Source organism: Phenylobacterium sp., from assembly GCF_004799395.1.
In the GTDB taxonomy this organism is placed as follows: Bacteria; Pseudomonadota; Alphaproteobacteria; order Caulobacterales; family Caulobacteraceae; genus Phenylobacterium.
In genome coordinates this window covers 1-23,298 of the sequence record NZ_SSMZ01000040.1, presented here as the reverse complement: position 1 = coordinate 23,298, position 23,298 = coordinate 1, and the positions used below count along the sequence as shown (strand labels likewise).

Below are 23,298 nucleotides of genomic sequence, written 5' to 3'. Positions count from 1 at the left end.
GAGTAGCCGACGAAGGCGGCGGTGGCGGGGTTGGTGCCGTGGGCCGAGGTCGGCACCAGCACCGTGCGGCGGTGACCCTGGCCGGCGGCCTCGTGGGCGGCGCGGATGCAGAGCAGGCCGCAGAGCTCGCCGTTGGCGCCGGCCTTGGGCGTCATCGCGACGGCCGGCATGGCGGTGAGCGTCTTCAGCCAGTGGGCGAGGCGGTCGATCAATTCCAGGGCGCCCTGGGTGGTCGACACCGGCTGCAGGGGGTGTAGGTCGGCGAAACCGGCAAGGCGCGCCATCTTCTCGTTGAGGCGCGGGTTGTGCTTCATGGTGCACGAGCCGAGCGGATAGAGCGCCAGGTCGATGGCGTGGTTCTTCTGACTGAGGCGCACGTAGTGACGCATTGTTTCCGGTTCGGAGAGGCCGGCGAGGCCGATGGGCGCGGTGCGCACCAGGTCACCGAGATCGCTGGCGTCGTGCTCGGGCGGGTCGAAGTCGACGCCGGTCTTGTCCCAGCCGCCGAGCTCGAACAGCAGCGGCTCGTCCTGCAGCAGGCCGCGACCGCCGGTGAGCGAGGTGAAGCCTTCGGAGGCAGCTTCGCCGGGTTGCGTGGGGCGGCCCACGTTGGACATGGCCATCAGCCGATCCTCCCCTTCAGGGCGGCAGCCAAGGCCGCGATATCCTCGGCCGTGGTGGTTTCGGTGGCGGCGAGCAGCAGGACGTCGTCCATGCCCGCTTCGGGCGCCAGCCGCGAATACGGCACGCCGGCGACGATGCCCTGGGCGAGCAGGTCCTCGACGACCGCCGCGGCGTCCGGCACGCGCACCGCGATCTCGTTGAAGAAGCGCGGCGTCAGGATCTCCACCGTCCCCTTCAGGGCGCCGGCCAGTTCGCGGGCGCGGCTGTGGTTGATCGCCGCCATCTGGCGCAGGCCGACTTCGCCCAGCAGCGACAGGTGGATGGTGAAGGCCAGCGCGCAGAGGCCGGAGTTGGTGCAGATGTTGCTCGTCGCCTTCTCGCGGCGGATGTGCTGCTCGCGGGTGGAGAGTGTCAGCACGTAGCCGCGTCGGCCCTCGGCGTCGACGGTCTCGCCGCAGAGGCGGCCGGGCATCTGGCGCACCAGCTTCTCGCGGCAGGCGAAGAGGCCGACGTAAGGGCCGCCGAAGTTGAGCGCGTTGCCGATCGACTGGCCCTCGGCGACAGCGATGTCGGCGCCCATCTCGCCCGGCGATTTGAGCAGGCCGAAGCTGACGGCCTCGGTGGTCACCACGATCATCAGGGCGCCGGCGGCGTGGGCCGCCTCGGCGATCCGGCTCACGTCGGTCACGACGCCGAACACGTTGGGGGTCTGGACGACGACGCAGGCTGTCTCGGCGTCGATGGCGGCGATCACCGCGGCCTCGGCGTCGATGGCTGCGGCCTGGCGGACGATCTCCATCCCTTCGGCGTGGGCGATGGTCTGGGTAACGGCGGCGTAGTGCGGGTGCAGGCCGCCGGAGAGGATGGCCTTCTCCCGGCGGGTCACGCGCTGGGCCATCATCACTGCTTCGGCGCAGGCCGTGGAGCCGTCGTACATCGAGGCGTTGGCGACCTCGAGGCCGGTGAGCGCGGCGACCTGGGTCTGGAATTCGAACAGCACCTGCAGCGTGCCCTGGGCGATCTCCGGCTGGTAGGGCGTGTAGCTGGTCAGGAATTCGGAGCGCTGGATGATGTGGTCGACGCTCGCCGGCACATGGTGGCGATAGGCTCCGGCGCCGCAGAAGAACGGGCCCTCGCCCGCCGGCCGGTTCATGGCCGCCAGACCCGCCAGCTCGCGCTCCACGGCCATCTCGCTCGCCCGCGTCGGCAGGTCGAAGAGGGCTGCCTTGCGCGCGGCGGCCGGCACGTCAGCGAACAGGGCGTCGATATCGGCGGCCCCGATCACGCCCAGCATCTGGGCGCGGTCATCGGGGGTCAGGGGCAGGTAGCGCATTGAGGACCATCTTCTCCCGGGCGTTCCCGCGAAGGCGGGAATTCAAGCGGCGTTTGGGCGTGGCGGTGAGTCGGCTTGGGGCCCCGCCTTCGCGGGGACGAGCGGGTCTATAGGGTCTGCAGGAACTCTTCGTAGGCGTGGCGATCCATCAGGGCGTCGACCTCGGCGGGATTGGCGAGCTTGACTTTGGCGAACCAGCCGGCGGCTTCCGGGGCGGCGTTGACGGTCTCTGGTGCGTCGCCGAGGGCCGCGTTGGCCTCGACCACTTCGCCGGACACGGGCGCGTAGACGTCCGAGGCGGCCTTGACGCTCTCGACCACCGCGAAGCCGTCGCCGGCCTTGACGGTCTTGCCGACGTCGGGGGTCTCGACGAACACCACGTCGCCGAGCTGCTCGGCGGCGTAGGCGGTGATGCCGACCGTGGCGACGTCGCCGTCGACCTCGACCCACTCGTGATCCTTGGTGAAGCGCATGGAAGCTCCTGAGCTAGACATTCACCCGCTCATTCCCGCGAAGGCGGGAATCCAAGCGGCGTTGAAGGGTGGAAGCGGATTCGGCGTCGATCGCCGACTTCGCGGGGATGATCGGAGAAGGGACGCGGGCCATCGTCACGCCGTCCGCACGTAGCGGTGGGGAACGAACGGCGCCTTCACGACATCGGCGGCCTGCGGCTTGCCGCGGACGATGACCTTGAGCAGGGCGCCGACCTCGGGGTTCACGCCGCTCACGAAGCCGATGGCGATGCCGCACTTGAGGACCGGGGAGAAGCCGCCGGAGGTGACCACGCCGATCACCTTGCCGGAGGCGTCGGCGATCTCGGCGCCTTCGCGGGCCGGGGCGCCCTCCAGGACCTTCAGCGCCACGCGGCGGCGGGGCGGGCCCTCGGCCAGCTCCTTGACGATGCGCGCGGCGCCCGGGAAGTCGCGCTGCTCCCGGCGGTTCTTGTTGATGGCGAAGGCGAGATCGGCCTCGACCGGGCTCACCGTCTCGTCCAGGTCGTGGCCGTAGAGCGGCAGGCCGGCCTCGAGGCGAAGGCTGTCGCGCGCGCCCAGACCGATCGGCTTCACCCGATGGTCGACCAGGAGCTTGTTCCAGACGTCGTCGGCGGCTTCCTCCGGCACGGAAATCTCATAGCCGTCCTCGCCGGTGTAGCCCGAGCGCGAGACGATCAGGTCAACCCCGAAGGCGGTCATCAGGCGGATGTCCATGAACACCATCGAGGCCGCTTCCGGCGCATAGTGCTGGAACACCGCCGCGGCCTCCGGGCCCTGCAGGGCGATGAGCGCGCGGGTTTCGAGACGTTCGATGGTGACCTGGCCGGCGAGTTCGGCCTCGATGACCTTGAAGTCGTTCTCCTTGCAGGCTCCGTTGACCACCACGAACAGGCCGTCGTCGCCGGTCCCCTCGGAATTGACCGGCCGCGCGGCCATCAGGTCGTCGACGATCCCGCCCTGCCGGTTGAGCAGCACAGAGTACTTCTGCCTGCCGGGCTTGAGGCCGATGAAGTCGCCGGGGACCACCTCCTCGAAGGCGGCCAGGGGCGCGACGCCGCGCAGGCGCGCCTGGCCCATGTGGGAGACGTCGAAGATGCCGGCGTGCTCGCGCGTCCAGAGGTGCTCCTTCAGCACACCTTCGGTGTACTGGACGGGCATGTCGTAGCCCGCGAAGGGCACCATGCGCGCGCCCAGCGCGATGTGCGCCGCGTGAAGGGGCGTGGTCTGAAGGGGGGCGTCGACAGGTTCGGCCACGGCGAGGACTCCGGCTGACGATGGGGCGATCCGCCGGAGATGATCCCTGGCTTCCCGCGCCCCCGCTGTCCTTGGGCCTGAGAGATTTCGGACCGCCCTTCGTTCGGCGTGTCCCCTGCTCCTTCGGCGTCCGCCTAGGCTCTCACGAGCTTCGGAGGATCTTTCCAGCGTGCATCAGCTCGTCGCGGTCCGTTTGCCTGAGCGTTTCCGGGGCGGTTGCGCCTTCGGCTCCGGGGTGTCTGCGGTGGTCAGCAGGGTCCCGATCTCTCCCGCGAGAGTCGACGGGAGGGATGCGGGAGAAGGGGTGGTGAGTCAAGGCGGGCGAGCCCGGCGGGAGTGTCGCAGCGCCGCCTGCCCGCGAACGGTCAAGTTCGGCTGCCGGTAGAGGGCAGTGGCGGGCCGAAACGGCTGCGCCAAGATCAGTGGCGTCCGGTCGGGGGTCGAGTGATCGGAGGTGGAAGATGATGCGCCGAATCATCCCGGCCCCTGCTAGCCGGCGGCCTCCCGGCCTCCCGGCGTCCGGGGCCGCGTGCGCGGCGCCCCAGGCTATGCAACCGGGCATGTGGGAGGAAACGCGGAAGCCGACGATGCTGGTGAGCCCGGCGATGTCGCCAGCGATGATGGACGCCATGCGCTGGCGTCCGCTGATCACCTCCCGTCGATGCATTACGACGCAGCCGGCCAAGGGGGATGGATGGCATCATGAAGAGGGACTTCGGCTGCCCCGCCGACGTTCGTTTCAGCCCCGGCGGCGGCTTCGACGCTACTGCGGTCTGCCATGACCGGGACGGCGAGGCGAAGTTCCACTTCCGCGGCAATGTCTCGCCGACCTCGTTCTCCGTCAGCGGCGACGGCGTCTCGACCGGCGCCATGGCGATGAAGGTCCACAGCGAGGGCGGCTGGTGGGGCCCTGCCACTAGGCGGGAGTGTATCCGCAACCGACCTCCGGCGGCTTGGCGGGGAGGTAAAATTCCGGACCGGTGTCGGATTCCGACAAGCTCGTTCGTCGTCCCGATGAGGCGCCAAGCCAGCGCCGGCTCGAACAAGGAGACTGACGATGCGGGTGATGGTGTTCGCGATCGCCACTGAGGAGAGCAACATGGGTGCGCCGCCCACGGCCGAGGCCTTTGCCGCGATGGACCGGTTCACCGAGGAACTGGTCGAGGCCGGGGTCTTCGTCGCCGCCGCCGGCCTCAAGCCCGCTGAGGAGGCCAAGCGCATCGTCCTGGGCGGTCCCGACGTCACGGTCATCGACGGGCCGTTCACCGAGACCAAGGAGCTGATCGCCGGCTTCTCGATCTGGGAGGTCAAGGACATGGACGAGGCCGTGGCCTGGGCCAAGCGCTGCCCCAATCCCATGTCCGGCCCGAGCCGGGTCGAACTGCGCGCGTTCCTCGAAGTGTCGGACCTGGCCGAATATCTGACGCCCGAGGACCTCGCGACGCCCCGTGACGCGGAGCGCAGCAAGCTCGGCGTCGCCTGACACCGGCGGGTGGGCAGGACGTGCGTGTTTTGTACTTTTCTGCGCCAAGGCGTTCGAGAACATCGGCCGAACCGGCAGCTATTGCTGAATCCAGGCCTCGATCTCAGCCGCCGGCGACGACTATTCCCTTCACAGGCGAGGTCGCTTTAACCCTCGTCAATTTGTGATATCGAGCTATTTGAATTTATCGGGGATGATCATGGGTATCGCGAAATTGGCGGCCGCCGTCACGGCGGGAACGACGCTGGCGCTGATCGCGGCCGCTCCGGCCGGAGCCGCGGTCACCTTCACCTCCGCCCTGGAATACAAGGACAGCACGCCCGGCGCCATTTCCCCCGACTTCGGAACCGTCACCATCACCGACGTCTCGCCGACCGAGGTCTCGATCTCGGTGACCCTGGCCCATGGCGACACCTTCATCAACACCGGCGGGCCGCACGATCCATTCACCTTCAACACGACCGGCGCCGAGACCGTGGGCACCTTCAGCCCGTCGGTGTTCAGCTACGGCGGCCACGGGTCGTTCGCCATCTCCGGCTTCGGCACGATGAACGACAGCATCGACTATTCCGGTCACACTGGCGGGGGCCACGGCAACGCTGGGCCGCTGGACTTCACGGTGTCCAACGCCGCCGGGATGACCTTCGCCGGGATCGGCTACCAGACCAACGCCAGCGGCCAGGTCACCGTCCTGGGCACGGGCCAACACTTCGAGTCCAATTCGGGTGGCTGGTGGTTCACCGCCGACATCTACGACGCGGCCACGGGCCTGACCTACAATGTGGGCGCGAGGGACGCCATCGGCCCCTGCGAGGGGCCGGCCTGCGCCCTGACGCCCGGCGTGCCGGAGCCGGCGGCCTGGTCGCTGATGATCCTTGGCTTCGGCGCGGCGGGCGCCATGATGCGCCGCCGGCGCGCGCTAGCCGTGGCCTAGACCTAGCCGAGGGCTTCCAGCTCCCGCCGCATCGCTTCGACAAGCGCCTGGCTGGTGTCCTGCAGGCCAGGGGTGACGAAGCCCAGCTCGGCGTCGAGTTCGCCCCCTTCCGCCGTCCCAGGGCGCACCGGCAGTGCGGCGCGGCAGGCGGCGTGCACCTCCTTGACGCCGGTGCGGCGGACGAAGTCGGCGACGTTGCCGGGCTCCAGGCCCGCGCCGGCCATGATCACGATGCGGCTCCCCGCCCGCTGGACGAGGTCGGCGATCACCTCGGCGCCTTCCGGGGCGCCTGGCCGGCCGCCCGAGGTCAGGATCCGCGCGAACCCCAGGCCGATCGCGGTTTCCAGCGCCTGAGCCTTGTCCGGCGTCACGTCGAAGGCGCGGTGGAGCGCAACGCCCAGGCCTGAGGCGTGGGCGATCAGGTCGCCAAGTGCGGCCTCGTCCAGGCGGCCATCGGGGCGGCTGGCGCCCAGCACCACCCCGGCCAAGCCGGCCGCGCGCGCGGCGTCGATGTCGCGGCGCATGGCGTCCAGGTCCAGGTCGCCGAACACGAAATCACCGGCCCGCGAGCGGATCAGGGCGAAGGTCTCGACGCCGCAGGCGCCGGCCTGGGCCATCAGCCCGGGCGCCGGCGTCAGGCCCTCGCTGTCCAGGGCCGAGCACAGCTCGATGCGGTCGGCGCCGCCCGCCACCGCCGCGGCCAGGCCCGCCGGGGTGTCGAGGCAGATCTCCAGGCGAGGGCGGCTCACGAGAAGCTTTCGCTCTGCAGGATGCGGGTTTGGGACGTCGCGTCGCAGCAGGCGTAGCTGAACCCCTTCTGCACCGCCCAGGCGCCCGCCTCGCCGGCCTTGTTGACCGCCAGGAAGCCCACCTGAAAGTCCGGATCGCGGGTGACGTTGCGGCGCAGGATGCGCTGCACGGCCTCACGGCAGGCGTCCCGGGGCGAGCGGCCCTGGCGCATCAGCTCCACCACCAGGAAGGAGCCGACGTTGCGGATCACCTCTTCGCCGACGCCGGTGGAGGTGGCGGCGCCCACGTCATTGTCCACATAGAGGCCGGCCCCGATGATCGGGCTGTCGCCGACGCGACCACGCATCTTCCAGGCCATGCCGCTGGTGGTGCAGGCGCCGGAGAGGTCGGCGCGCGCGTCCAGCGCCAGCATGCCGAGCGTGTCGTGGTTCTTCTTGCCGCCGGGCATCCCGAGGTCGCGGTCGTAGGTGCGCACCTCGCTGTTGGCGACGGGTTTGTACTTCTTCTCTTTGAGCCACGCCTTCCAGGCCTTGCGGGACTCCGGCGTCAGCAGCTCCTCCCGCGGGAAGCCCTGCTCCAGTGCGAACTGCAGGGCGCCGTCGCCGACCAGGAGGACGTGGGGCGTCCTCTCCATCACCCGGCGCGCCACCGAGATCGGGTGGGCGATGTGCTCCAGGCCGGCCACGGCCCCGCAGTCGCCCTTCTGGTCCATGATGCTGGCGTCCAGGGTGACGTGGCCGTCGCGGTCGGGATAGCCGGCGCGGCCGACGCTGTGGTTCTTGAGGTCGGCCTCGGGCACCCGCGCGCCGGCCTCCACCGCGTCCAGCGCCGCCCCGCCCTTGGCCAGCACCGCCCAGGCTGCGGCGTTGGCGGCGACCCCGAAGTCCCAGGTCGAGACCACGCAAGGGGTCGAAAGCTTCACCGGCTGCGCGGCCGCCTGCGCCGTTCGGGCCTCGGCCCTCGCGCCGGCGGCGAGAGCCGCTGCGCCCGCGCCTGCGGTGATCAGCTGGCGGCGGTCAAGGCTGGGGGCTTGCGGTTTCGACATGGCGCACTCCGAGAGCATGGACGCGGGGTAGACCATGATCGCGCGCGGCGCACGCGGCGTCGCTGGGGCGAACCCGCGAAATCGCCTGGCTGCGCAAAACCCGCGCGGCGGCGCCCTTCTCGACGATGGCCGGAAATCGCAAACGCCGGTCGTCGAACCTTGCCCTTGCGGCCAAATCGCCGCTCACTCCCGGGCAGGAAACCGATCGGGAGGATCAAATGTCCAGGCGTCTCTTGTCAGTGCTGCTTATCGGGGCCGCGTTCAGCGGGTCGCTCATGACGACCGCGGCCCGTGCGGCCGACCGCGATTTCTGCCGCAACTACGCCGAGGCGGCGGTGCGCCAGTCCAGGGCGGCCGACGAACACGATCGCTGCCACCGCGCGGTGCGCGACGACCCCGCCCGCTGGAGCTCGGACATCCGCGTCCACATGGACTGGTGCCGGGACGCCAAGATCGAGGACGCGGACCGCGAGCGCGAGGCCCGCAAGCACGTCCTCGACGACTGCGCACGGCGCTGAGCCGGTAGAGACATCGGCCAGACGTCGCCCTGCCGACGCCTGGCCGCCGACGACAGAAGCCACGGCCCCGCTTTCGCCGCATGGCCTCGTGATGGTGAATGCATGAGGCGCATGTGGATTACGGCCGGGCTCGCGGCGATGCTCGCAGCGACAGCGACAGGCGCTTCGTCGCAGCCCGCGCCGACGCCCGCCGCCGACCCCGAGGCCAATATCGTCGAGGAGCTGGTGGTGGTGTCGCGCCATCCGGCGCCGGCGTGGTGGCGGGTGGAGAAGGACGGGTCGACGGTCTGGATCCTGGGCGTGCTCGACGTGCCGCTGCCCAAGGACATCAAGTGGCGACGCAAGGAGCTGGACGCGCGGCTCGAGGGCGCGAACGGGATGATCACCGCGCCCAGGCTGCACGCCGGGCTGGAGGACATCTTCGGGCTCTTCAAGCTGTTCGGGATGCTCAGGACCAAGACTCCGATGGAGGACGGGCTCGCGCCGGCCCTGCGGACGCGGTTCGTCGCCGACCGGGAGAAGCTCGGCAAAGGGCCGGAGCCCTATGAACATTGGCGGCCAATGGTCGCCGGCCAGATCCTGCTGCGCGATACGCGGCCGGAGGGGGCGGTGGACGTTGGCCGGCAGGCGCGCGCGGAGGCCTCGAAGCGCGGCGTCGCGGTGAAGGCGGCGGGGGAATACGACCTGGTGCCGTTCGCGCGGACGGCGCTGACCTCGCTGACGCCGGCGTCGGAGGGGGAGTGCCTGTCGGCGGCCCTGGACGATGCGGAAGCGGGCCCGGCGGTCTATCGGCGCGCGGCGGTGGGCTGGGCGCGGGGCGACGTGGGCGCGGCCTTGCAGGCGCCCCGGCGGTTCGACCGCTGCCTCTTGCTGATGGCCGGCGGGCCGGAGCTATGGCGCAAGAGCACCGACGATTTGGCCGACGCCATTGTGAGCGGGCTGGACAAGCCCGGGCATTCGGTGGCGACGGTGTCGCTGCGGCGGCTCCTGGCCAAGGACGGGCTGGCCGACACGCTGAAGGCCCGGGGACTGACGGTCATCGGACCGAACGATCCGGAGCGTTGATCTCGATCAAGGCCGCCAAGCACAGACGCCGCAGTCTGGCCGCAGGACTGCCGAGGGAAGCTTACTTTGCGGGTTCAGATGTCAATGAAGACCGGGCTGCTGCTCGCCTGGGCCTGTGCGGCCCTGGCCGTCGGCGGATGTGCGCCGCGGCCGGTGACCGGTCCCGCCACGGTGGCCGACCGGGTGAAGTTCGAATACCGCCTGACGCCGGCGCCCGTGAAGGGGGACTATCACCTGTCCCTGGCGTTCGCCGACGCCAAGATCGGGGCGGCGATCAACGACGCCAACTTGGCGCTCAGCCGGCTCGGGCCGGGGTATCCCGGCGGGACGCTGCTTAACCTGAAGCGCGGCGCGAGCGCCAGCGGGTCGGGCAGCGGCTACGACCTCGGCCTCACCCTGCCGCAGGCGGCGAGCTACCAGATGACCTTCCAGGTGAACCGCACGACCGAGCCCTCGGCGTAGGCGATCTTCTCCGCCCACCGGCCGGTTGCGGGCTGACGGCGCGCTACATCCGCTCGGGGACGGCGATGCCGAGGACGTCGAGGGCGCGTTCGAGCTGAGCCAGGGTGGCCGTGGCCAGCGCCAGACGCGAGGCGCGGATCGCCGGTTCGGCCTGAAGGATCGGGCAGGCGGCGTAGAATTTCGAGAAGGCCTGGCTCAGCCGATAGGCGTGCTCGGCCACGGCGTTGGGCGCTTGGCGGTCGTAGGCTTCGGCCAGCGCCGTCTCGAAGGCGTCGAGGGTGAGGACCAACTCGCGCTCGGCGGGTTCGGCGACGACGATGGGGCCCGGCTGGACGCCTTCTTCGGCGGCGCGACGCAGGACCGATTTCACGCGGACAGCCTGGTAGAGGAGGTAAGGGCCGGTCTTGCCCTCGAAGCTGGTGAAGCGGTCGAGGTCGAAGACGTAGGAGGTGCCGCGGAAGTTCTGCAGGTCGGCGAACTTGAGCGCGGCGACGGCCACCTTGCCGGCGATGTCCTCAAACTCGTCCGGAGATAGATTTTCGCCCAGCCCGGCCTCGTGGAGCCGCTCGCGGGCCTTTGTCCGCGTCATCTCGATCATGTCGGCGAGCTTGAGGACGCCGCCCTCGCGGGTCTTGAAGGGCTTGCCGTCGGTCCCATTCATGGTGCCGAATCCGACGTGGTTGAGCTGGCCCTCCGTGGCGTAGCCGGCGAGGTAGGCGGCGCGGAAGACGATCTCGAAATGGTCGGCCTGACGCTGGTCGACGCAGTAGATCACCAGATGCGGATCGAAGCTCCGCTTGCGGTCGAGGATCGTGGCCAGGTCGGTGGTGCCGTACATGGCCGAGCCTTCGGAAGAGACCACCAGCAAAGGCGGCAGCTCCTTCTTGTCGCCCTCGCGGGTGACGCGGATGATCCGGGCGCCCTGGTCGTCGACCAGCAGGCCCTTGGCGTCGAGCTCGGCGACCATGGGATCGATCAGGTCCTCGACGTCGCTTTCCCCCTTCCAGAGGTCGAAGTCGACGCCCAGCGCGTGGAAATCGCGCTCCAGGGCCACCTGGGTCACGTCGCGGAACCGCTGCCAGAGCGCGAAGTAGCCCGCGCGGCGGTCCTGCAGGCCGGCGGTGATCTTGCGCGCCCGGTCGCGATAGTCGGTGTCGGCCTTCCCCTTGGCGGCCGCCTCCGGATAGAGCCGGTCGAGGTCGGCCAGGGTCACGGCGTTAAAGACCGCGGCGTCGGCGGTCTCACCGGCGTTCAGCGCCTCGACCGCGTCGCGCACCGCCGGGCTCTCGTCCATGGCCGCGCCGATCAAGAGGCCCATCTGGTAGCCCCAGTCGCCGAAGTGGGCGTCGCCCAGCACCGTGTCGCCGCGGAAGCGATAGAGGCGCTTGATCGATTCGCCGATGATCGAGGCGCGCAGGTGGCCCACGTGCATGGGCTTGGCGACATTGGGGCCGCCGTAGTCGACCAGCACGCGGCGCGGCTCCGCCACCATCTCGGCGCCCAGGCGCGGATCGTTTGCTATCTCCTGGGCGCGTTCGCCCAACGCCGCGTCGGTGAGCTTCAGGTTGATGAAGCCGGGGCCGGCGATCTCGATGGAGGCCAGGCGCGCGTCACCGGCCAGGGCCTCGGCGACCGCGGCGGCCAGCTCGCGCGGGTTCTTGCCCACGCGCTTGGCCGCGGCGAGGGCGCCGTTCGACTGGAAGTCGGCGAGGTCGGGGCGGTCGGAGGCGGTGACCCGGCCCAGCTCAGCTGGCAGGCCAAGGCCCGCGAAGGCGGCTTCCACCGCTTCGCTCAAGCCCCCCTTGAGGTCGCTCATCGGTGGGACGTGGTGACCCCGGCGGCGGCAACGGCGGTCTGGCCGGTGGCGTTCACCCGGAAGCGTTTGCCCAGGCGGTTGAACTCGGCCATCTGCGGCGTGACGTCGAAGCCCACCAGGATCTCGAAGTTGGCGCCCGAAGTGGTCTGCGTGCCGCGCGGGATGAGGATGTTGTTGATCGCGTCGTTCATATAGACGCGGTCCTTTCCGGCCGGGAAGGTCACCGGAAGGTCGAACATCTGCCTGGTGATCACCTCTCGGTTCCGGTCGGTGACGGCGATCCAGTAGTGGTAGGTCTTGGTCGTGGCGGTCGCCTGCGGGCCTTTGCCGAGCTCGAACAGGATGTCCATGGTCACCTTGATCGGCTCTTCATCCTTGTATTCGCACCCTGCCGAGATGCCTTGGATCTCGCCGGAATAGCCCACGTTGGCCGAGGCCTCGCGCCCGTCCTTGAACTCCACGTAGCGGCTGGCGTCGTAGAGGGTCTTCACATAGGGGCAGGGCCCGGAGTTCTTCAGCGCCGGCAGGGCGGCTTTCGAGTCGCCCCATTCCTTGTCGCGCTTCTTCTTCTTGGCGTCGTCTTCCGACTGCCCCTGGTCTCCGCCGCCGCCGCCGCCACGGCCGCCACCGCCGCCCCCGGGACCCCCGCCCCCGCCGCCGCCGCCGTATTGGGCATGGGCGGCAAAGGGGGTCGCGACCAGGAAGGCGCAGGAGGCAATGATGATGGAGCGGCGCATGACGGGCGTCCGTGGCTTTCGAAAGCGGCGCGCGGGGCGGGCCAGTTGTCGCTTAAGTACAGCCTGACGACTGTGGCGGCAACGCGGCTGGCGGCCACGGGCGCGACCCCTTACCCTAGCAGCGATGTCGCACCCTTGCCCTCAACACCCACCACTCGCCGTCCTGCTGGCCAGTCCGCGCGGATTCTGCGCCGGCGTGGACCGTGCGATCCAGATCGTCGAGCGCGCGATCAGCAAGTACGGGGCGCCGGTCTACGTGCGCCACGAGATCGTCCACAACCGCCACGTGGTCGAGCGGCTGAAAACGCTGGGCGCTATCTTCGTGGAAGAACTGGAAGAGTGCCCGCCGGACCGACCGGTGGTGTTTTCCGCCCATGGCGTGCCAAAGACCGTGCCGGCGGAAGCCAGGGCGCGGCGGATGCTCTACCTCGACGCCACCTGCCCGCTGGTCTCCAAGGTGCATGTCGAGGCTGGCCGCCATTTCGACGCGGGGCGCGAGATCGTGCTGATCGGCCACGCCGGCCACCCGGAGGTCGTCGGCACCCTTGGCCAGCTGCCACGAGGCGCCGTCGCCTTGATCGAGACCGTCGAGGATGCGCAGACCTTCACGCCGCGCGACCCGGCCAACGTCGCCTTCATCACCCAGACGACGCTTTCGGTGGACGACACCGCCGACATCGTGGCGGCGCTCAAGGCCCGGTTCCCGCAGATCGCCACACCGCACAAGGAAGACATCTGCTACGCCACCACCAACCGCCAGGAGGCGGTCAAGGTGGTGGCCGCGCGCAGCGACGTCCTGCTGGTGCTGGGCAGCGCCAATTCCTCCAACTCCGTGCGCCTGGCCGAGGTCGCCGGCAAAGCCGGCGCCAGGGCCTATCTGATCGATGACGCCAGCGGCCTGGACCTGGCCTGGCTCGCGGGCGCGAAGACCGTCGGCCTCACGGCCGGGGCCTCGGCGCCGGAAATGCTGGTGCAGGGCGTCATCGACCGCCTGGCGCAGAGCTTTCAGCTCTCGATCGAAGAGATCGACGTCAAGCGCGAGACGGTGATCTTCAAGCTCCCCCGCGTGCTCGCCTAGCGGACGTGAACCTCTAGGTGGGCCGGCTCTTGCCCGGCCCATGCTCCAGGAACGCCCAGGCCGAGTAGCCCAGCACATAGGCCGTCGCCGTGCCGAGCAAGGCGATCGGAACCGCATCGGGGAGTGGCAGGACGGAGGTTAGCGCATAGCCCAGGCCGCCCAGCATGTAGGCCCAGCCGCTGACCCGCAGCACCTGTTCCATGCGCAAGGCCGACGCCGGATTGCGGAAGTTTCCGAGGCTCTTCGGCAGGAAATTGGCGTAGACTGCCAGCGTCAGGCCGATGAACACTCCGAACGCGCGGTCGCTGGTCTCCGGCGACAGGAGGCCAGCCCGCTCGACGTATTTGAGCGCGAAGGCGCCGCCGAGGTAGACGCCGGCCATGGCCAGGGAGACTGCCAGGTTCCTGTGGATCATCAACTTGTTCCCTTGATGGGGGCGGGTGAGGCGGGGTCCGCCGGCTGGGCTGAGCGCGTGGCGGCGCTGAACGCTCCGACAAAGCCCAGCAGCGCGTCTTCCAGCACCGACAGCTTGAGTCGATAAATAACGGTCTTCCCGACCTTCTGGACATCGACCAGGTCGGCGCCGCGCAACACTGCAAAGTGCGCCGACATGGTGGGGCCGGAGACCGGGAAATGGTCCGCCAGTTCGCCCGCGGTCATCGGCCGCTCCCGGAGAAGCTCCAGGACGTGGCGGCGGGTGGGGTCGGACAGGGCTTTGAACACGGCGTTCATGAGGTGACGTTTAGCTAAATGTCTAAATGAAGTCAAGCAAGCTGTGGCCGCGCGGACGCCATCTATTTCGTCAGAGGACGGTGGCTGGCCTGGAGCCAGGCGTTCGGTCCTTAGGTCTGCGCCTGGACGATCTGCAGGACCCGCTCGACAATATCCGGTCGCATGATCACGTCTGGAGGATGGATCATCTGGCTGACGCCGGTCAGCAGCCTGTGGACCTCGGCATCCTGCTCGATGAGTTTGCGCAGGCCGCGTGAATAGGCGAGGCGCCTGTCGAGGTCAGCCGGCCGCTGGCCCTTGGTGCAGGAGTAGCTGAATTCGACGCCTTCAAGCCCGCGCCAGACGCTTTGGGTGAAAAGCTTCGTACGTTCAAAATAGGGACGCGAGACGCCTTTCAGCCCTTCGCCAGACGCACTGCGCTCGGCAAGAATCCCGTCGAGGTTCATGGCGTGGGTCGAGGCCAGGGTCATGCCCTGGCCGAACAGCGGATTGACGTGAGCGATGGTGTCGCCGAGCGGCAGGATGCCCCCGGGATGCCGGTCGAGCTTGTCGAAGCGCCGCCACCGCGAGACCGGAGCCTTGTAGACCTTGATGGGCGTGATGCGCTCCGCCTGGCTGATCCACTCGTAGATCTCGGGCGTGCAAAGGCTCTTCGCGAACGCCAGGAATTTCTCCGGGTCGCCGCTTGGCTGCTGATCGAATCGTCCGTTGAGGCTGACGAACCAGCAGTTGTTCTCGACGCTGAACGCGAAGCCGCCCCGCGTGTCCGGATCGGCGGCGGCTATGGACAGGCAGTCGACGCTCGCGTTCCACCCCTCCGGCTTTCTGAAGATCGCCGACGCATAGCCTGTGCCGATTTCCAGCGTCGTCTCTTCGACCGGACCGAAGCCGCTCGCCTCAAGCCACGACAGGGAGCCGCCGCTGCGGCCGGTGGCGTCGATGGCGAAGTCGGCCGCGATCGTCTCGCCGCCGTCGACAACGACTCCCGTCAAGGTGTCATCGCTGAAGGTCCAGCCTTCGGCGCACGTCTCGTCGCGGATCGTCACGCGCGGGTTACACTTCAGGAAATCGCGCACCGTTGTCTCGAGCAGCGGCCGCGACATCACGAGCAACTGCAACTGCAGATCGCGCGCGGGCTGCCAGCCGGCTGCGTCGTGAATGCGAAACTCCAGGCCGGCCCGGGTGCACATCACGCCCCGATCCATGAGGGTCGAGGTGAGGCCGGGAAACAGCTTTTCGAGGTTGCGCCGCCCCTGGACCGCCAGAGCGTGCACATGCTGCCCTTGGGGCACGCCCATCCGTGCCTCCGCCGCCGCCGGCAGCGTATCCTTGTCGAGGACCAGTACGTCGTCGAAATAGCGGGACAACACCTCCGCCGCCATCATGCCGCCCATGCCGGCGCCGACGACGACCGCGCGCTTTCCCAGCGGAACCCTTCGAGCCTTGTCAGCCATGACGCACCCCTGAGCGGAGCCTACACGATGCGGCGCGCCTGGTAATCGGGGTCTGGCGAACTTCCGGACTCGGCGCTGGTTTCCAGGCGGGAATTCGCCCCTGCGCGGAGCGGCGCTCGTCCGGCTACGCCGCCTTGTCGAAGTAGCCGGCGTCGCGCATGTCGGCCAACAGGGCCGGCTGTTCTGGACGCCAGCCCAGGGTCTCGCGGGTGATGGCGTTGGAGGTCGGATTGTCGAAGCCGACGAAGCCGGCCAGGAAGCCGAAGTGTTCGGGCGCCTCTTCCGGGGTGAGGCTGCGAACGGGAACGCCCAGGCCTTCGCCGATCGTCTCGGCGATGGCGCGCATGGAGAGGCCCTCCTCGGCGGCGCCATGCAGGCGCGCGCCCGGCGTGGCGCTCTCCACCGCCAGTCGGAACAGGCGCGCGGCGTCCAGCCGGTGCACCGCCGGCCAACGGTTGGCGCTGTCGGCCACATAGGCCGCGAAACCCTTCTCGCGCGCGGCGGCGATCATCATGGGCACAAAGCCCTTTTCGCCGGCGCCATGAACGGTGGGCGACAGGCGGATGGCGCTTCCGCGCACGCCGCGCTCGGCGGCGGCGGCGAGCAGGGTCTCGGCCGCGGCGCGTCCGCTGTTGGGATCCAGGGCCATGTCCGATTCGGTGGCGGGTCGGGCGTACGCGGTCCCGGAGGGCCCCGGCCTGGCCACCATCAGCGTCCCCGAAGAGATGACCATCGGTTTGCCCGTGCCTTCCAGCGCGCCGACTATCGCCGTGACCGCCAGCCGGTCCGTCTCGATGTTGGCCATGAACTGGGAAAAGTCATGGATGAAGGCGGTGTGGTTCACCCCGTCACAGGCCTTGGCGCCGGCGATGAGGCTATCGAGGTCGGTGAGTTCGCCCTGGTGGACCGGGACGCCGAGCCTTTTCAGCGACTTGGCGGCGGCGTCGTTGCGGGCGAGTCCCAGCACCTCGTGGCCTGCGGCCAGCAGGTCCTGGACGGTGGCCGATCCGATGAAGCCGTGGCGCCAGTGACGAAAACACGCATGCTGATTTCCTTGCTGTATCGGCGGGGTCTATCCTCCCTAGGTCGGGGCCAGAAAAGCCGAGGGCTTATACGGGTATGACGACTAACACCCTGCCGGGTCCGGGCATGACCTTGGGCGGCTTCCTGCGGGACCGCCGGGCGCGGCTGTCGCCAGGGCCGGGCGCCCAAACGGGCCGGCGCCGGACGCCGGGCTTGCGGCGCGAGGAAGTGGCGGCGCGGGCCTGCGTCAGCGTCACCTGGTACACGTGGTTGGAGCAGGGGCGCGGCGGAGCGCCCTCCGACGAGGTGCTGGAGCGATTGGTCCGCGCGCTGGAGCTGGACGCCACCGGTCGCGAGATCATGTTCCTGCTGGCCCAGCAGCGGCCGCCGCCGCTCAAGGCGACATCGTCCTCGCCGGTGGCGCCGGCGCTGCAGCGTGTGCTGGACGCGCTCACCACCGCGCCGGCCATTGTCAAGACCCCGACCTGGGACGTGGTCGCCTGGAATGCCGCGGCGGTGGCGGTGCTGGGAGACTATGCGGCCCTGCCGGCGCAGGATCGCAATGTGCTGCGGCTGATGTTCAGCCACGCCTTCGCGCACGCCGGTCTGCCCGACTGGGAAGACAATGCGCGCTTCGCCATCGAGGTGTTCCGCTTTGACGTGGCGCGGGCCGGCGGGCGGCCGGAAGCCGACGCCCTGGTGGCCGAGCTGCAGGCGACCAGCGACGACTTCCGCCGGCTTTGGGCGGAGAACGGCGTGAACAACCACTGGTCGGGGCAGAAGCGCTTGAACCGTCCGCCGGTGGGGGTGATCACCCTGGAATACTCGACCTTCTCCGTCGACGGGGCGGACGGGCTGGGCGTCGTGGTGTTTACGCCGGTGACCGATGCCGACGTGCAGGCGATCGCGCGACTGATGGCGATCGCCAACGGCGGCGCCTAGGCCGCAAGTCGTGGTGCGGCCTCAGGGCGCCCTCCGGCTCAAGGCCTCGCGCATGGCCCGTTCGGCCAGGGGGCGCATCAGCGCATAGCCCTTGGCGTTGGGGTGCACGCCGTCGGCGCTGAGCTCGGCCTTGAAGCCGGCGTGGCCGTCGTCCAGCGGCGGGCGATAGTCGAGGAACGTCAGGCGCTGGGACTTGGCGTAGCCGGCGAGCCATTCGTTGAGCGCGCGGATCTGCGGGATGGGCTGGACCTCGGGGCGCCAGCTGTAGCGGGCGGCCGGCAGCACCGAGGCCAGGACGACGCGGACGTGATTGGCCTTGGCGGTTTCGACCAGGGTGCGGATGTTGCCCTCGATCCAGGCCAGCGTCGTGGGGCCGGTGTTGCCGGCGATGTCGTTGGTGCCCGCCAGGATGACCACGGCGCGCGGGCGCAGCGCGATTACGTCCTCCTGGAAGCGGCCGACCATCTGGGCGGTCGTCTGGCCGCTGATCCCGCGGTTAATCACGTCGTGGGTGAAGAAGCCGGGATCGAGCAGGCCCCAGAGCTCGGTGATGGAATCGCCGAAGAAGACGACGCGGCGGCCGCTAGCCGGCGGCAGGGCGGCGTTCTGGTCGGCGTAATGGCAGAGCCCGGCGAAGTCCTGGGTGAGGCGCAGGTTCTGCCAGGCATTGTAGAGAGCCACGCCCTGGGCTGACGCGGCGGGCTCCGGCTGATGGGTGGCGCGGGCCCTGGCGGTCTCGGCCAGGTAGGCGGCGACCTCCGCAGGCATGGGCGCCAGCGCCGCGCAGGGCCTGTCGAGGACGCCGGTCGGAATGGCGGACTGGGCTTGCGCCGCGGCAGATGGGCGGAGCAGGGCGACAGCCGCGGCCAGCGTGGCGATGAGGGCGGCGGCGGTCGGCGTGCGCATCGGCGAGTCCCGGCTGACGAAGGTCCGCCAGCTTAGGCGGCTTGCGCCGCTGGGTCATGGCTCAGACCTGCGGGCCGGCGAGATATTCGGCGTCGGTGACTTTCTCCAGCCAGTCGACCGCGCGGCCATCAAGGGCCTCGGTGACGGCGATATGGGTCATGGCGGTGGTAGGGGTCGCGCCATGCCAGTGCTTGTGGCCGGGCGGACACCAGATCACGTCGCCGGAGCGGATCTCGACGATCGGCTCGCCCTCGCACTGGGTCCAGCCGCAGCCGGCGGTGACGATCAGGGTCTGGCCGAGCGGATGGGTGTGCCAGGCGCTGCGCGCGCCCGGCTCGAAGGTGGCGTAGGCCGTGGTGGCGCGGGCCGGCGCCGGCGGGCTATTCAGCGGATCGATGCGGACGGTCCCGGTGAAATAGTCGGCGGGGCCCTTCTGGGACGCCTGCGATCCGGCGCGTTTCAACTGCATGGCAATTTTCGCTCTGTTGGCTGCGGCAGGCTGTGAAGCGTTCGACAGACGCCTTTGTTCGAAGCTGGTCTAACGTCTTGACCGCTCCCGCGACCTCGCCCATCCCGGCGCCATGGCTGTCTACACCGACATCACCGACGAGGAGCTGGCCGCGCTACTGGCCGACTTCGACCTGGGGGCCGCGCTCAGCCTGAAGGGCGTCGCGGAGGGAGTGGAGAACTCCAACTTCCTGCTGGAGACAGAGGCGGGGCGGTATTTCCTGACCATCTATGAGCGGCGGGTGCGGGCCGGCGACCTGCCCTTCTTCCTGGAGCTGCTGCGCTGGATCGCCGGCCGCGGGTTTCCAAGCGCCACGCCGATCGCCGACCGCGAGGGGCGGATCCTGAAGTCCGTACGCGGCAAGCCTTGCGCGATCGTCTCGTTCCTCTCGGGCCTGGCGGTGCGCCGGCCCACCGCCGCCCACTGCCGTGAAGCCGGCGTGGGGCTGGCGGAGTTGCACCTGGCGGCGGAGGGCTTTCCGCTGACCCGGGCCAACGATCTGGGACAGGCGGCCTGGGCGCCGATGTTCTCGGGCCTCACGGGTGCGGCCGACGAGCTGAAGCCGGGTCTGGCAGCGACGATATCGTCCGATCTCGAACTGTTGGCCGCGCGATGGCCGAAGGCCTTGCCGGAAGGTATCGTCCACGCCGACTTCTTCCCGGATAACGTGTTCTTCTCGAAGGGAAAATTCGCTGGCGCCATCGACTTCTATTTCGCCTGCGTTGACAGCTTCGCCTATGACGTGGCCATCGCGCTGAACGCCTGGTGCTTTGAGCCGGACGGCAGTTTCAACATCACCAGCGCGCGCCAGCTGGTGGCGGGATATGAGACCCGCCGCCCCTTGTCCGATCTCGAGCGATCGGCTCTGCCCATCCTCGCCCACGGGGCGGCCATGCGGTTCTTCCTGACCCGCCTGCACGACTGGGGGGCGACGCCGGCTGGGGCGCTGGTGAAGCCTAAGGACCCGCTGGAATACGAGCGCAAGCTGGCCGTGCATCGCGCCGCGCCGGACCTGGTGCTGTTCGGAGCGCCGGCGTGACCCCGAAGGTGGTGATCCATACGGACGGGGCCTGCTCCGGCAATCCCGGCCCCGGCGGCTGGGGTGCGGTGCTGCACTATGGGGAGAAGGAAAAGGAGCTGCGCGGCGGCGAGCTCGCGACCACCAACAACCGCATGGAGCTGATGGGCGCGATCCAGGCGCTCGAGGCGCTCAACAAGCCGTGCAAGGTCGAACTGCACACTGACAGCCAGTATGTAATGAAGGGTATCCAGGAGTGGATCCACGCCTGGAAGAAGCGCGGCTGGCTGACCGCCGACAAAAAACCCGTGAAAAACGATGACCTGTGGAAGCGCCTCGATCAGGCGCGGCTGCGCCACGACGTCGACTGGCGCTGGGTGAAGGGCCATGCCGGGCACGAATTCAACGAGCGCGCCGACGTGCTGGCGCGGCAGGGCATGGAAGAGACCCTGGCGGCCGCCGGCAAATAGTTCAAGATCGAAGTTGTCTGGAGCCGTAGCGGGCGTATCATTCGTTCAGATTCGAACGATTGGAGGCCGCCATGGCCGCTGAACCCGAAGACCACCCCGACGTCCAGGTGTTCGACGAGATCCGCTACATCGAGCACCTGGTGCGGACCGCGATCACCAAGAAGCTGCCGGTCGGGGTCACCTACCCGCAGTTCGAGGTGATGAACCTATTGTCGCGGCGCGGCGACGGGATCACCCCGCTGGTGATCGCCCGCGCCCTGCAGATGACCAAGAGCGGACTGACGAATACCCTGCAGCGGCTGGCCGCGCGCAACATGATCCGAGTGGAGAACTGCCAGGCCGACGGGCGTCAGAAGCGGGTCTGGCTGACCGCCGACGGCCGGGCCTCTTACATCCAGTCGATGATCGCCATCCGTCCACGGATGGACCGCCTGCGCGATGGTTTCACTCAGAAGGAATTCCGCGAGGCGCTGCCGTTCCTGAAGGCCCTGCGCACCTGGCTGGGTGAGATGCAGGAAGCCTCGGCGAGCGAGCTGCGGCCGGCTTAAGCGCCGATCGCCGCACAGACTTCGTGAGGAATGGTCGAGGCGGCGCGGCTGGCGACCGGGCGGCCGCGAGCGTAGGTTGACGCCATGCTCGACGATGCTGGGGAACTGTCATTCGTCCCGCCCGCGCCACACCCCGGCTCGCACAAGGCCAATCTGTTTCATCTGGTCCGTTGGGGCATGAGCCGGCCGCTAGACGCGTGGCCGCGCGCCGTGTTCGAGGAGCTCAGCTATCGCTCGCCGGGGCCGGCGGCGCCACTCTTCATCATGGATCCCGCGGCGATCCGGGCCGTGTTCGTCGATGAGGCGGACGCCTTCACCCAGGGCGCGATGTTCCGGCGCATGATGCGTCCCGTATGGGGCGAGGGAATTCTCACCTCCGAAGGACCGGCCTGGCGCTGGCAACGGCGCGCCAGCGCGCCGGCCTTCCGGCCGGCGCACATGGACGCGCTGGCGCCGTTCATGGCCCAGGCGGCGCAATCGGGTTTGGACCGCTGGGCGCATGGCGCGCAGGTCGATTTCGCCCAGGAGGCGGGCAGGATGACCTTCGATGCAATCCTCGATTCCACGCTGTCCGGCGGTGAGGGCTTCGAGCGGGCCTCGCTCCGCTCCCGCATCACGGGTTTTCTCTCGAAGGTGTTGACGCCGCGTCTCAGCTTCTACATGGCGTCCGACCGTTGGCATGAGGGCCGATCGCTTCCGCCCGCGCCGGGGGCCGCCGGCCTGCGGCGCGATGTCGACGCCATGATCCGCCATCGGCGTGAGGGTGAGCCGCGAGGCGACCTTGTCGATCTGCTGCTCGGGGCCCACGACCCCGAAAGCGGCCACACGATGGATGACGCGACCCTGCGCGACAATCTGCTGGGCTTCATGGTGGCGGGCTACCAGACAAGCTCGGTGGCGTTGACGTGGTCGGTGTTCCTGGCGTCACAGCATGCGCCGACCGCCGCTCGCCTGCGGGCGGAAGTCGAGGCCGTCGCGGGCGAGGCTTCGATCGGACCCGAGCATGTGGAGCGGCTGATCTTCACGCGCCAGGTCGTCTCGGAGGCGCTGCGGCTCTATCCGCCCGCCTTCCAGCTCTATCGCGTGTGCGTGCGCGAGGCCGTGGTCGGCGGCCGCGTATTCCGTCCCGGCGACAAGGTGCTGATTCCGATCTACGCCCTGCACCGCCACCGCCGCTGGTGGCGCGACCCGGATGTCTTCGATCCCGATCGGTTCGCCCCGGACCGGCCCGCGCCGGACCGCCATCTGTACATGCCGTTCGGGGCGGGCGGACGGGTGTGCCTAGGCGCGGCCTTCGCCATGACCGAACTGGTGGTGATGCTCGCCACGCTGATGCGTGGCGCGACGTTCACCGTGGACCCGAACCATCGTGTCTGGCCGGGAACGGCCTTCGAACTCCTGCCGCGCGGCGGGATGCCAATGCGGATCAAGCCGCGGCGTTGACGCCCCGGGGCCGCTTCAGCTTCCCGGCCAGTTCGCTGCGGCCAGGGCCTGGATCTCCGGGGCGTCGGCCTTGAGGATGAACCCGGCCTTGACCGCCCGGTCGAGCGAGGCGTCGAACGCCTTCAGGTAGTCAGCCTTGCCGCCAGGGTAGAGCCTGGCGAGCGTGGCGGCGTCATAGGGTTCGGTCGATCCCACCAGGAAGCCGAACGGCCCGCCGGCGTTGCCGGAGCCGGAGAGCTTGGCGGTGGGCGCGTCGACCCAGGGGGTGCGGATGCCGCCCTTGGAATTGCCGTTGGCGTCGAGAACCAGCTTGGGCGCGTCGCCGGCCGTGGCGGCGGGCGTCAGGTCTAGGCGCGCCGCTTTGGGCGGGGCCTTGCCGGTGCGGACCCAGCCGTCCAGCGCGGCGAGCGCGGCCATGGCGACGTAGTGATGCTGGGGGCCTGAGTTGATCGGCTTGGCCATCTTGGCGCCAAAGAGCGCGTCGGTTGGCTTCCAGAGGGCGGCGATCTTGTCCATCGGGGCTGCGCCATTGTCGAAGCCGCCGACGAAGAACATGTAGTTGTCCACGTGCGACGTGCCCGGCATCTCCCAGATGCGGAGCTTGTCGCTGTCCGGCTGTTGCGCCGCCCAGAAGCCGGAGAGGCCGGAGCCGATCAGGTCG

26 protein-coding genes, 1 pseudogene and 1 riboswitch are annotated in these 23,298 nt (G+C 69.3%); of the genes and pseudogenes, 12 read left to right on the top strand and 15 right to left on the bottom strand.

Annotated elements, in window-relative coordinates; translation table 11 throughout:
• From E8A12_RS02940 to gcvT, 4 genes and pseudogenes are all read right to left on the bottom strand, one after another.
• Window positions 1-623 (bottom strand): annotated as a pseudogene (locus E8A12_RS02940) (aminomethyl-transferring glycine dehydrogenase subunit GcvPB); the annotation flags it as partial.
• Window positions 623-1,957, bottom strand: a complete 1,335-nt coding sequence (gene gcvPA / locus E8A12_RS02935; RefSeq protein WP_293366262.1) for an aminomethyl-transferring glycine dehydrogenase subunit GcvPA — start codon at window positions 1,955-1,957, stop codon at window positions 623-625. The pseudogene E8A12_RS02940 and the gene gcvPA, both read right to left, overlap by 1 nt.
• 107 nt (window positions 1,958-2,064) lie before the next feature.
• Window positions 2,065-2,430, bottom strand: a complete 366-nt coding sequence (gcvH, locus tag E8A12_RS02930) for a glycine cleavage system protein GcvH (protein WP_293366261.1) — start codon at window positions 2,428-2,430, stop codon at window positions 2,065-2,067.
• 135 nt (window positions 2,431-2,565) lie between these two features.
• A complete protein-coding gene (gcvT, locus tag E8A12_RS02925) occupies window positions 2,566-3,705 on the bottom strand; it encodes a glycine cleavage system aminomethyltransferase GcvT (RefSeq protein WP_293366260.1) in 1,140 nt (379 codons plus the stop codon).
• Window positions 3,706-3,880: 175 nt separating this feature from the next.
• Window positions 3,881-3,987: riboswitch (glycine riboswitch) on the bottom strand.
• Window positions 3,988-4,407: 420 nt separating this feature from the next.
• Between gcvT and E8A12_RS02920 the strand changes: the two genes are divergently transcribed.
• The 3 genes from E8A12_RS02920 to E8A12_RS02910 all read left to right on the top strand — a co-directional run bounded on the left by E8A12_RS02920 (window position 4,408) and on the right by E8A12_RS02910 (window position 6,122).
• Window positions 4,408-4,794 (top strand): hypothetical protein, encoded by a 387-nt coding sequence (locus tag E8A12_RS02920; RefSeq protein WP_293366259.1) that lies wholly within the window; start codon window positions 4,408-4,410, stop codon window positions 4,792-4,794.
• Window positions 4,763-5,188: a YciI family protein gene (locus E8A12_RS02915; protein WP_293366258.1), complete on the top strand. Its 426-nt coding sequence runs from the start codon at window positions 4,763-4,765 to the stop codon at window positions 5,186-5,188. The genes E8A12_RS02920 and E8A12_RS02915 overlap by 32 nt, the downstream gene beginning before the upstream one ends.
• Window positions 5,189-5,387: 199 nt before the next feature.
• Window positions 5,388-6,122: a PEPxxWA-CTERM sorting domain-containing protein gene (locus E8A12_RS02910; RefSeq protein WP_293366257.1), complete on the top strand. Its 735-nt coding sequence runs from the start codon at window positions 5,388-5,390 to the stop codon at window positions 6,120-6,122.
• Between the two features lie 2 nt (window positions 6,123-6,124).
• Here E8A12_RS02910 and E8A12_RS02905 read toward each other — a convergent pair whose 3' ends face one another.
• Together E8A12_RS02905 and E8A12_RS02900 are read right to left on the bottom strand one after the other, a co-directional pair.
• Complete coding sequence (locus tag E8A12_RS02905) at window positions 6,125-6,871, bottom strand: copper homeostasis protein CutC (RefSeq protein WP_293366256.1); 747 nt, start codon at window positions 6,869-6,871, stop codon at window positions 6,125-6,127.
• Window positions 6,868-7,917 carry a N(4)-(beta-N-acetylglucosaminyl)-L-asparaginase gene (locus E8A12_RS02900; RefSeq protein WP_293366255.1) on the bottom strand — a complete coding sequence of 350 codons (1,050 nt, stop codon included), beginning with the start codon at window positions 7,915-7,917 and terminating at the stop codon, window positions 6,868-6,870. The genes E8A12_RS02905 and E8A12_RS02900 overlap by 4 nt, the downstream gene beginning before the upstream one ends.
• A gap of 218 nt (window positions 7,918-8,135) precedes the next feature.
• Here E8A12_RS02900 and E8A12_RS02895 point away from each other — a divergent pair, with 218 nt between their 5' ends.
• The 3 genes from E8A12_RS02895 to E8A12_RS02885 all read left to right on the top strand — a co-directional run bounded on the left by E8A12_RS02895 (window position 8,136) and on the right by E8A12_RS02885 (window position 9,962).
• Window positions 8,136-8,435 (top strand): hypothetical protein, encoded by a 300-nt coding sequence (locus tag E8A12_RS02895; RefSeq protein WP_293366254.1) that lies wholly within the window; start codon window positions 8,136-8,138, stop codon window positions 8,433-8,435.
• 138 nt (window positions 8,436-8,573) lie between these two features.
• Window positions 8,574-9,500 carry a TraB/GumN family protein gene (locus E8A12_RS02890; RefSeq protein ID WP_293366253.1) on the top strand — a complete coding sequence of 309 codons (927 nt, stop codon included), beginning with the start codon at window positions 8,574-8,576 and terminating at the stop codon, window positions 9,498-9,500.
• A 78-nt stretch (window positions 9,501-9,578) separates the two neighbouring features.
• Entirely contained in the window at window positions 9,579-9,962 is a 384-nt protein-coding gene (locus E8A12_RS02885; RefSeq protein ID WP_293366252.1) for a hypothetical protein, read from the top strand.
• A gap of 43 nt (window positions 9,963-10,005) precedes the next feature.
• Here E8A12_RS02885 and argS read toward each other — a convergent pair whose 3' ends face one another.
• Together argS and E8A12_RS02875 are read right to left on the bottom strand one after the other, a co-directional pair.
• Window positions 10,006-11,778 carry an arginine--tRNA ligase gene (argS, locus tag E8A12_RS02880; RefSeq protein ID WP_293366251.1) on the bottom strand — a complete coding sequence of 591 codons (1,773 nt, stop codon included), beginning with the start codon at window positions 11,776-11,778 and terminating at the stop codon, window positions 10,006-10,008.
• Window positions 11,775-12,515 (bottom strand): Tat pathway signal sequence domain protein, encoded by a 741-nt coding sequence (locus E8A12_RS02875; RefSeq protein ID WP_293366250.1) that lies wholly within the window; start codon window positions 12,513-12,515, stop codon window positions 11,775-11,777. The genes argS and E8A12_RS02875 overlap by 4 nt, the downstream gene beginning before the upstream one ends.
• A 124-nt stretch (window positions 12,516-12,639) precedes the next feature.
• Here E8A12_RS02875 and ispH point away from each other — a divergent pair, with 124 nt between their 5' ends.
• A complete protein-coding gene (ispH, locus tag E8A12_RS02870) occupies window positions 12,640-13,593 on the top strand; it encodes a 4-hydroxy-3-methylbut-2-enyl diphosphate reductase (protein WP_293366249.1) in 954 nt (317 codons plus the stop codon).
• 13 nt (window positions 13,594-13,606) lie between these two features.
• Here ispH and E8A12_RS02865 read toward each other — a convergent pair whose 3' ends face one another.
• From E8A12_RS02865 to E8A12_RS02850, 4 genes are all read right to left on the bottom strand, one after another.
• Window positions 13,607-14,008, bottom strand: coding sequence for a hypothetical protein (locus E8A12_RS02865; protein WP_293366248.1), 402 nt, complete (start codon window positions 14,006-14,008; stop codon window positions 13,607-13,609).
• A complete protein-coding gene (locus E8A12_RS02860; protein ID WP_293366247.1) occupies window positions 14,008-14,325 on the bottom strand; it encodes an autorepressor SdpR family transcription factor in 318 nt (105 codons plus the stop codon). The genes E8A12_RS02865 and E8A12_RS02860 overlap by 1 nt, the downstream gene beginning before the upstream one ends.
• Before the next feature lie 110 nt (window positions 14,326-14,435).
• Window positions 14,436-15,779, bottom strand: a complete 1,344-nt coding sequence (locus E8A12_RS02855) for an FAD-dependent monooxygenase (protein ID WP_293366246.1) — start codon at window positions 15,777-15,779, stop codon at window positions 14,436-14,438.
• A 124-nt stretch (window positions 15,780-15,903) separates the two neighbouring features.
• Window positions 15,904-16,746 (bottom strand): SDR family oxidoreductase, encoded by an 843-nt coding sequence (locus tag E8A12_RS02850; RefSeq protein WP_293366245.1) that lies wholly within the window; start codon window positions 16,744-16,746, stop codon window positions 15,904-15,906.
• A 152-nt stretch (window positions 16,747-16,898) separates the two neighbouring features.
• On the opposite strand from E8A12_RS02850, the gene E8A12_RS02845 reads away from it, so the two are divergent.
• Window positions 16,899-17,744 (top strand): helix-turn-helix transcriptional regulator, encoded by an 846-nt coding sequence (locus E8A12_RS02845; RefSeq protein ID WP_293366244.1) that lies wholly within the window; start codon window positions 16,899-16,901, stop codon window positions 17,742-17,744.
• Between the two features lie 21 nt (window positions 17,745-17,765).
• Here the strand turns inward: E8A12_RS02845 and E8A12_RS02840 are convergent, their stop codons facing one another.
• Both E8A12_RS02840 and E8A12_RS02835 read right to left on the bottom strand, forming a co-directional pair.
• Window positions 17,766-18,650: a GDSL-type esterase/lipase family protein gene (locus E8A12_RS02840; protein ID WP_293366243.1), complete on the bottom strand. Its 885-nt coding sequence runs from the start codon at window positions 18,648-18,650 to the stop codon at window positions 17,766-17,768.
• A 61-nt stretch (window positions 18,651-18,711) separates the two neighbouring features.
• Window positions 18,712-19,119, bottom strand: a complete 408-nt coding sequence (locus E8A12_RS02835) for a cupin domain-containing protein (RefSeq protein WP_293366242.1) — start codon at window positions 19,117-19,119, stop codon at window positions 18,712-18,714.
• Between the two features lie 112 nt (window positions 19,120-19,231).
• Between E8A12_RS02835 and thrB the strand changes: the two genes are divergently transcribed.
• From thrB to E8A12_RS02815, 4 genes are all read left to right on the top strand, one after another.
• Window positions 19,232-20,197 (top strand): homoserine kinase, encoded by a 966-nt coding sequence (gene thrB, locus E8A12_RS02830; protein WP_293366241.1) that lies wholly within the window; start codon window positions 19,232-19,234, stop codon window positions 20,195-20,197.
• On the top strand, window positions 20,194-20,646 hold the full coding sequence (rnhA, locus tag E8A12_RS02825) for a ribonuclease HI (RefSeq protein WP_293366240.1): 453 nt from the start codon (window positions 20,194-20,196) through the stop codon (window positions 20,644-20,646). The genes thrB and rnhA overlap by 4 nt, the downstream gene beginning before the upstream one ends.
• A gap of 71 nt (window positions 20,647-20,717) precedes the next feature.
• Window positions 20,718-21,194, top strand: coding sequence for a MarR family transcriptional regulator (locus E8A12_RS02820; protein WP_293366239.1), 477 nt, complete (start codon window positions 20,718-20,720; stop codon window positions 21,192-21,194).
• 84 nt (window positions 21,195-21,278) lie between these two features.
• On the top strand, window positions 21,279-22,637 hold the full coding sequence (locus E8A12_RS02815; protein ID WP_363211435.1) for a cytochrome P450: 1,359 nt from the start codon (window positions 21,279-21,281) through the stop codon (window positions 22,635-22,637).
• Between the two features lie 15 nt (window positions 22,638-22,652).
• On the opposite strand, the gene E8A12_RS02810 is transcribed toward E8A12_RS02815, so the two are convergent.
• Window positions 22,653-23,298 (bottom strand): alpha/beta hydrolase domain-containing protein (locus E8A12_RS02810; protein ID WP_293366237.1); only part of this gene is annotated, 646 nt, incomplete at its 5' end.